The organism is Candidatus Neomarinimicrobiota bacterium, assembly GCA_021734025.1.
Taxonomy (GTDB): domain Bacteria; phylum Fidelibacterota; class JAANXI01; order JAANXI01; family JAANXI01; genus JAANXI01.
Map to the genome: position 1 here is coordinate 41,061 of JAIPJS010000025.1, position 9,278 is coordinate 50,338.

At 47.8% G+C, this 9,278-nt stretch carries 5 protein-coding genes; all 5 read right to left on the reverse strand.

The window, feature by feature from the left end; genetic code table 11:
• Positions 1-18: 18 nt before the first annotated feature.
• The 5 genes from K9N57_16725 to lgt all read right to left on the reverse strand — a co-directional run bounded on the left by K9N57_16725 (position 19) and on the right by lgt (position 8,691).
• Positions 19-3,990: an Eco57I restriction-modification methylase domain-containing protein gene (locus K9N57_16725; protein MCF7805826.1), complete on the reverse strand. Its 3,972-nt coding sequence runs from the start codon at positions 3,988-3,990 to the stop codon at positions 19-21.
• 134 nt (positions 3,991-4,124) lie between these two features.
• A complete protein-coding gene (locus K9N57_16730; protein MCF7805827.1) occupies positions 4,125-4,820 on the reverse strand; it encodes a phosphatase PAP2 family protein in 696 nt (231 codons plus the stop codon).
• A gap of 207 nt (positions 4,821-5,027) precedes the next feature.
• On the reverse strand, positions 5,028-5,429 hold the full coding sequence (locus K9N57_16735) for a DoxX family protein (GenBank protein ID MCF7805828.1): 402 nt from the start codon (positions 5,427-5,429) through the stop codon (positions 5,028-5,030).
• Between the two features lie 92 nt (positions 5,430-5,521).
• Positions 5,522-7,717, reverse strand: a complete 2,196-nt coding sequence (locus K9N57_16740; GenBank protein MCF7805829.1) for a FecR family protein — start codon at positions 7,715-7,717, stop codon at positions 5,522-5,524.
• Positions 7,718-7,857: 140 nt separating this feature from the next.
• Positions 7,858-8,691, reverse strand: coding sequence for a prolipoprotein diacylglyceryl transferase (gene lgt / locus K9N57_16745; protein ID MCF7805830.1), 834 nt, complete (start codon positions 8,689-8,691; stop codon positions 7,858-7,860).
• Positions 8,692-9,278: the final 587 nt, after the last annotated feature.

A 9,278-nucleotide genomic window follows, 5' to 3' on the forward strand; every position in this document is an offset into this window, starting at 1 on the left:
TACTCATTTGCTTAATAATTATGGTGAATCCTCCACTACCCTAATCTCCTCCTCCGTCAACCCGTACAGCTGATACACAATCCGGTCAATAAGCGTATCGGTTTTCTCGATGCGGTCAAGGAGCGGTCGGAGTGTCTCCATACTTTTTTCATATTCCTCAATGACCTTTTCCTGGGCTGCTCGGGCGGTCATGTCTGCGTCGGGGATTTTACTGTTGTTCCGTTTCAGGCGGTCGATGAGTTCCTCTTTGCCGCCGTCGATGTCGTAATATTCCTGGATGATGGTGTAGCCGGAGAGATTCTCCAGCGCCGTCCCCATAAACCGCTCCAGCCAGGAGAGGAAGCCGGAGGTTTCGTCCTGCTTCTGTTCATGCATGTGAAGCATCTGCTGCGCCAGGTGGGCGAGGATGTCATGAACCACACCCGACCGCTCCGGCGAGGCGGACAAATGCCCGCTGACCAATTCCAGCATTTTATCGAATTGAGCGGTTTCGATTTGCTCACTGTGCAACTCGGTGAATTCTTTTAATCCGGATTCCCTTTCAGAATTGGAGGAAGTGAAGTCGATTTTTCGGATTTTCAAATTATCAAAAGCGTCTACTCTTAAATGAGGAAATGATACTCCTTCCTCTCTCTGTTCATTGTTAAAAACAAAACTAATCAACTTTGAGTTACAGATTGAGCACAAATAATTCAGGTTATAATTTTTATTATGTGGAATTCCAATATATAGCTGTTGGTCAACAAAAAATTCATCATAATCAACGATGGAAACAATTCTACCGGCAGATAATAATTTACGAACAAGCAATTTTGGGGATTTAAAAAACCTAATCTCCCGTGGAGCGGCAAGCCATTTACCATATTTTATATAATGATTTTCATCCCATCTATTCTCATACCGACCAATATCTTTCCCCATAAGTTCAGGAACAAATGAATCGTCTATTTTTCCTTCGGCATGATACTCTCGGTTACTAATAACCTCTTCTGATTGTCCGGTTGCTTTATCGTAAGCATTTATACCTCTGGTTGTTTCACAGACTTCAGATAATACAATTGCATTCGACCTGATTTTATTAATTATTGTCTCAATTTCAGGTGATAGCCAAAAGTTGAAAAGTGAATTCTCATTCTTTTCAAACCTTGAAACGCTAATACTGTATAAATAATGTATGGTTAAGTCTTTAGTAAATTTTTGTATTGATACTTCATTACTACCATGCCTTTCAGAATTCCTGAATAAGAAAATTATAGTATCAACTGTTGCATCAGGAAAAATTTGAATATCTGAGCTTGTTATTTTTAAAACTTCAGTTTGTTTGAGAATAAACTTTCGAAGAATATCCGAATAAATTGCATTTGTCCATGTATCAGGTACAATATGTGAAAAATATCCTCCCGATTTATTGATTCTAATACCTTGCTCAGTAAATAATTGATAAAGATCGATTTGATACTTTGAACATTTGTAAACTGCATTAAAATAATTTTTTATACCTGTTTGTCCCCAATCCCTGCCAAACGAGTAAGGAGGATTCCCCACTACCGCATCAAATCCCGGATTCTCCTTCCAGTCAGACCGCTCCAGGTTGATGAAAACTTCCGGGAATTCCAGCTCCCAGTGAAAGAAGTGATGTTCCCCGGATAATGCTTCAGTCAACTGGAGGGATTCGTTTTCGGAGGTATGCAGGTTCTCCCGGCTCCCCTGTTTGAGAGCGTCCAGCACGTCCTGGCCGTGGACTTCCATCACCTGCTTGACGCCGTCGTTTCCGAAGTGACGGCTCACCCAGAGGTCCAGGATGGTTTTATACGGCTGTATGGCTTGCTCGAACGCATCGTACTTGGAGATGCTCTGCTCGACTTCCGAGAAGGTGGCGTCGGTCAGCGCAGACACATCCCGCATCAGGTTGGCCGCCTGGAGCAGGCCCCGGAACGGGCTGCCGAACAGGTCTTCGGTTACGCCTTCTTCTGGCTCTAACGCTTCTTCAACTTCATGGACGGTGGTTCCAATGAGAGAATTCCCCACCTTCAGATGATGGTCCAGAAAACTCAGCGGAGCGCCGACGGTAAACGAATCCAGCCAGAGGCTCAGTTTCGCCAGTTCGGTGGCCATGGGATTCAGGTCAACGCCGTAAATGCAGCGCTTCATCACCATCCGCTTCAGCAGGTTGGTATCTTTCAGCACCCGTTCATCGATGGAGATATCCTGCTCCTCCAGCGTCTCAATGATATCCTGCCGAATGGATTCCAGCCGCCGGATAACCGGATTATCCGGGTATTTGTCAAGCTCCACGATGATGTGTTCTGCGAGATAATCTGTGGTTCGTACCAGAAAGTGCCCGCTGCCCATGGCGGGGTCACAGATTTTAATGCCGAGAAAGGTATTGATTGCTTCCTGCTCCAGTTGCTTCACCGGCTGTTTCCGGTTGCCGCTGCTCTTCTCTTTAATCTCCTCCATCAGCTCTGCAAATTTCGCTGCCCGGTCTTCTAAAACCGGTCCCACCGTATTTTCCACGATATACTGCACGATGTATTCCGGCGTGTAGTAGGAGCCTGTGGCTTTCCGCTCGCCCTTGTCATTTTCAAGGTATGGCTCACCCTGCTCGATGATACGGAGAGGCTTGTCAACCTCATCTACCGGCTTGTAGACTTCCCGCCCTTTTTCTTTGGTGACAGCCAGCGGCTCATCGGCGATACGGAGATGAAATTCCAGCAGTCCTTCATAGATGGAACCCAGCTGCTCCACATCGAGGGTCTTGTAATCGATAAAGCGCTTCTCGCCGGTCTCCGGGTCTTCGTCCATTGTGAGCAAGTGCAGCGCTGGCACCAGGTATTTGTCGGGCACCGAATGGTCAATAAAGAAGGCATTCTGGGGATGATTCTGCCGGAATAGACCGCCGTTGTATCGCGGCACATTTAAATCCGAGTCACCTAAATCTATAATCCGGAAGAGACTTTGCAGGTCATTCCAGTAATCATGGCCTACTCTGCTCAGTGTCTCTCCTTCCCGTACCGCTTTCCAGGCCCGCCGTTTCAGGTGCATCATACTGTATTTTTGGTAGCCTCGCTCCTGCACCGGGAGCAAATCTCTGGCTTCAGCATAGAGGATAAATAGCAACCGGTAGAGCAGGCGAAGCGTCCCTTCGTAGATATCGTCCAGATTCTCCGGACTATTAATATCCTTTGTGCCGTTTTTCTGCTGGAATTCGATAAACCCTTCCGCTAGATGCAGAAAAATTTCATCGAATATCAGTTCCTTTAACCGATTCTGCAGCTCACTTCCGTACTGAATGGAACCGGTAAACACCCGCTCGATAAAAGTATCACCCGTTTCAGGAGATTCTACGAACGAGGCAGCCCGAAAGAAGTGGTAGAAAAATTTAAAGGCTTCTCTGTCCTCTTCTTCGAGAATGGTTTGCAGGTTCACTTCGAAATACGTATCCACACGAGACCGGGCCCTGGTTGAATACAGACGCCAGACTGCCCCGTTGGTCAGGATACCCCACTCGACTCCGGTGGCAACAAGATAATGGACGATTTGAAAACTGGGATTGCGATTTGAGAGTCGTTCTTCTGCATCCGAAAATTGCGAATCCAGGGGCCGGTCCCAGTATTTGGCATCGGCAATGGCCACGGGATAATTGAAGTATTCACTCTCGTCCAGATGCTGTAACGCCTCAGTCCGCTGCTCCTCACTGACAAACAGCGAATAATCCGGAAAATTTAACTCGCCATAGCTCTCGGCCTTATCCTGTACTTCGGGATAGAACCCAAGGATGTCGAATGCCGGTTTGATAAACTTTTCTTCGGTCTTGGCTTCCTTGCCTGTAAGCTTGGGATACAGCTCTGTGTTCTGTTGATACAGGTCTTGGAATGATTGGTATGCTTTTTCGACGGATTCATCCCATTCGGGATGGTCAGTCAGTCGATGTTCCAGGTAGTAGTCGGAAAAAAGAGAACGGTTTTCATAGAACTGGTCTTCAGGCATAGAAAACTTCCTTCAATTTCACGGGTAATCCGAGCCAGATAAACGAAAATAAACAGTAAGATTATAGGGGACTTCCACAGAAGTTGCAACTGGTAGTTCAATCCGGCTCCGCCGGTCTTTAAGCCGCTATAATGTTAGAATTGCCACCGAAGTGTAATACCCGGTTGTGGATGCACGCTAAATGACATCTTGCTGTTATTTTTGCGAACAGCGTCTTGCCGTTCCCGTTCCTTCCGAACCACAAATGCGCCGCTAGCATAACCGACAAACGCACCGGCGACTACGTCCGAGAGCCAATGTTTGTCATGGTAAATCCGGGAGACGGAAATGAGTGTCGCCCCGGAATAGTACAGAACATCGGCAAGGGTATTGTCTGTCCGTTTGGCGAGCACAGTCGCTGTCACCCACCCTGTGGTACTATGGCCTGAAGGTAATGCTCTGGATGGACTTTCGAGGCCGGGCGGAGTAAAAACATAAACACCGTCATCAGTATATGGCCGATGCCGGCCGATCAGGGTTTTTAATATGGTGGTGGTTGCTCCGGCGGCCACATATCCTTCCATGAGCAATCGCCCGGTAACACGTACACTAGGGAACTCCCCGAATAAACCGACCAGATACATCCCGCTGGATAAAGAAACGGCTGTGTACTTACTCCCGGCAACCCGCCCGGATCGCATGGACCAGTGGTTGGAATTTCCGCGCCAGTCTCGCATCTGCGACCGAATGCTCTCATCAACGAGACTCACTGCGCCGACACCGGCGATACGTGCCCCATTAGAAACCCACCCCGTTTTTTCCCAATGCAACGGGCTGATTGCATACGCCATAAGGGTATTCCCGCTCGCCCGAAAATCGGAGGACAGCGTTTGCCTGTAAGACTCTGGAGGGGACTGGCCATAGATCGTAGTGGCGCTGGCAAGGAGGCTAGCCACAACGATAATGAGGCAAACATAAAGTGCTCCCGAAATTCGATGTGGTGGATTCAATACTAACTGTTCTGATTTAGAATTATTGTCATCAGACGGAGGGATAAATTATCTCGACTCCAGATATTTACCGAACGAAAGGTCGCCACTTCCCAGAAGAATCAGGGCAAGCGCCACCATAAAGAGCGTAAAATCAAACTCCCAGCCGCCGACGAATCCCTGGGCAAATTTGACCAGGAACATAGCCATTATCATAATTACGGCGATGAGGGCCGCTGCAATCCTGGTGTATAGCCCGATCGCAACTAAAATTCCGCCAAAAAATTCAACAAACGCGACCAGCCAGGCAAAGAAACCGGCTAACGGGATTTGGATGCTGGCGAAAAACTCAGTGGTATTGGCGATTGCGGAAAGTTTATTATATCCATGGACAATAAAGACCGCGGCCAATCCTAATCGCAGCAATAATGGCGCATACGATTTATATTGCTCAATTTTTTTCTGTAGCATCGTCTTCTCCTTTTACGGCGTGTTTCCAACGTTAGTTTAATATTAAACTAATTACCGTCGGACAAAATCACCACACCTAATCCAAAGCGGAACTAGAAGGAGAAGACCGTCTCTATACTGGTAGATCGCACAACTTCATTGCCGTCTTCGATCTCACCATTCCCGTTTAGATCCCGGTACGTCTCCTGCATATTCAACCGGAGTGCCGCACCGCCTGAAATCTCATATTCAAACGAATATCCCATAATGGTTCCCGGGGTGCGGAGTACGGTCAGATTGTTCACATTTGACTTGTATATGTACGCGCTGGCCGTCCGGATCTTTGGGATAAACATCGTATTTAACCCCAGTTCGGTATAGGCAGAACGCAGCCGGTCATTTCCGGCGAACATATCCTGGTAGGAGGCTGTCAGCGTCACCATATCAAACAGATTTGCTGAAGCACTCCCATAGAACCCCTTTTGCGTATAATCATACCGGTTTAGTACCTGCTCGGTTTTCGTCAGGAAGGCAAGATCACCCTGCTCAGTCCGGCCGGTGGTGACACGGTCGATCTCGTAGGTTCTGTTGTACATATCCGACGCAAAAAATTTCTGGAAATAGCGATACTCGAACTGCGTCTGGACAAAACCGATCTGCATCAGCATGCCGAACGGCGTGGCGCCCCAGCTGTTCTTGAACATATCGATTTTAGAGGCGTCTTCATTGCCGGTGGGCAGGATCTGCGCAAACTGAGAGAACAGGTGCAGATTCAGGTATCGCCAGTCCAGCACCGGGATTCCCACGTCAACAGCCGCGGCATGACTCAAAAAGCGATTTGCGATGCTGAACGGCACCTGGTCCACCCCATTGATTGACTGCAACGCCTGCGTAAGGGTGTATCCTTCGTCTATGATATTATCGTTGTTAATATCCTTGTCATAAATTGGCGGATTCCCATCATGTTGTTCATACTGGTCAATATACCAGTCCGGGAGCCCATCGTTATCCGAATCGTTGACCAGGTTGCCATCCTCAGGGAATTTGTCGACCGGATCGGGATAGCCGTCACCGTCGGTATCCGTCGCTCCCAGATATTGATTGCCATCCACCACATAGGTGAAACCGACGTCGACCTTCCAGAACGGATTGTAGGCGACCCGCGTACCAAAGAGACCGGGACCATCTTTCGTTGTGAATTCCCGAAAATTATTGAGAAAACCGGTCACCGTATAATCTCCGAATTGGACCTCGTATTCCAGACCAACGCGACGAACACCGGGATATTCGATGGCATTGGAATACCTGTTTACGAGCAGACCATATCCCAAAGACACATTATCGATTGCCCCTGCTCTAAGATATAATGGCTGGCCTGGTTGTCCATATCGGATGTAATAAACCTTGTCGATAACATCGCCAGCGTCATCCCAATCTTCACTCCGGATATTTCCATCCTGATCTACATAGAGAGCCAGATCCAAACCGACCCCTACTTTTCCGATGGAAAATTCCGGCTGAATCCGAATTTGATTATATACCTGGCCACCAATAGTCGCTGCACCGACACTTGCTTTCGTACTCATGCCGAACGGGCCTCCACCTTCACCGGTATCTTCCGGCTGTTCCGGCTCCTCGGGCATGGCAGGTTCACCGCCCGGTGCCGATTCATCCATTGGCTCGCTCTCGCCTTCTTCTATCCCTTCGGGATACGGGTCGGCCGGCGGATCGCTTTGGATCATTGGCGTTGCCATAATGGAACCGGAGGGCGACGAGATGACCGTTTCATTTTCGTGAAGCTGGACAGTATCACCGCTTACCGTATTTACGATTTCGACGGTACCGTCCAGGCCGATAAACCGATCATTCCCCTGTCCATCGGAAACGGTCCAGAAACTGGTACCCTTAACAGAGGCGACAGAGGTGGAAGTGGCCAGTTGATAGGTAACTCCACCGGAGCCTGTGACTTCCAGCAATATCTTCCCACGCTCCATTCGTATTTCCCGGACTTCCGCATCCACTTCTTCCTGAGATATTAACGTGAATAGTGATTTGGGGCGGACTTTGATTATACTTTTATCATCCCTGAACAATAATGCGGCAAAACCGTCTTCCCCGGTTTTCAGGGAATCGCCACCTGTAACCGTATCACCGACTTCAATTGCGTCGGAATAGGCCACCTCATCAGCTCTTTTGATCGTGACATCCCCGTTTTTTTTCAAAAGGTTCACTTCTGCCGCGGATCCCGGGCTACTCCACGCTAAACTCACCAGGATACCCGTCAATACGATGATAATTTTGTGATTCATTACGCCCCTCCCCTGTCCGTCCAAGGAATTAATATGCGGTGGAAGTTAAAATTTAACCCGATTCGGTTCCGATTTTACGATTGTTTTTACATGTTTTCAACTTCGAACTCCGAAGGTGTGATCCTGATAACGAAATCCGCTCAATCCGCGCGTTTCGCAAGTCGCCAGAAGACCACTCCACCAGCAATCATCGCAAGGCAGAGGATCTGTCCGGCAGTCATTCCAAGAAAAACGAGCCCCAAATGTTCATCCGGCATCCGGTAAAATTCAATGAAAAACCGAACGACGCCATATCCAATAAGGTAAAGGCCGGGCAGGAATCCCTGAAACGGTGTCCGTTTTCTTATAATCCAGAGAATCGCAAAGAGAAAAAGGCCCTCAAAGAATGCCTCGTACAATTGGGATGGATGGCGTAATTGGCCAGTGGGATCTAACGGAAAATACATTCCCCAGGAGACGTCGGTGACCCGGCCATACAATTCCCCATTAATAAAATTTCCGATGCGACCGAACATGTAGCCCAGTGGAATGGCAGGAGCAACCAGATCGGTAAACCGGAAAAAGTTCAAATTGTGCTTTTTGCTCACGTAAACAAATGCCAGTATCACTCCAATCACGCCACCGTGATACGACATGCCACTGATCCCGGTGAATTCCACACCATTCCCGAACCGAACCGGCAGAATAATTTCCAGCGGATGCAGAAGATAGTATCCAAAATTGTAGAAGAGTACGTATCCCAGCCGCCCGCCAACCAGCACGCCGATGATGGCATACATAAAGAAATTTTCGATGACTTCCTGGGAATACTCCAGGTCTTCATCCTTAACACGGTACTGAGTCAGAATGTAGGTTACAGCAAACGCAACGATGTACATGGTGCCATACCACCGAAGCTGAAAACTGCCGATGGTAAATATAACCGGATCCATCTTTGCCGGCAGATACTGCCACCATTCCCAAAAACTCCCCATTGTCACTCCCTTTCATTCAGAATTTCCGAAGGTTAAATCTCACTGTTTTCAAACAGAATTTCCAATGAAAAGACGGGAACGGCAGTGTTAATGTGTTAGAGTGTTATCGTGTTACAGTTCATGTTTCCTAAGTTTGGCCGGATGTTTTCTCAGCTGGAGAAAGGCGCAACAAAAGTGTTTGAGGGAGATTGTTTCTTCTTTATTCTCTGTCGCTGCGAATTCCATTATTGCAAATTGTGTAGAAACAATTGTCAAAATGTAAGGAGCGCACTCAAAAATTGTGGTAGCTCCTTCTTAAGAGGGTTTTTGTTAAGTATCGTTGACGATTCGTTGAAACGCCATTCGTGTCCACATACCACGATGTTATAACAGTCATCGGCGCTGGAAACGGCTAACGCCAAGCGGGGGCCGACGGGGGGAACTGGAACACAGGAACACTTTAACACATTAACATGTTAGAAAATAGCGCGTTGTTTACAGTTTACTCAGCTTGTACACTAGCGTAACTGGAAACAACGGAGGCCCTATGGACATTCATAAAAACACGAAATTAACTCCGAAACAGCGGAAAGAGATTTATCGCGCTT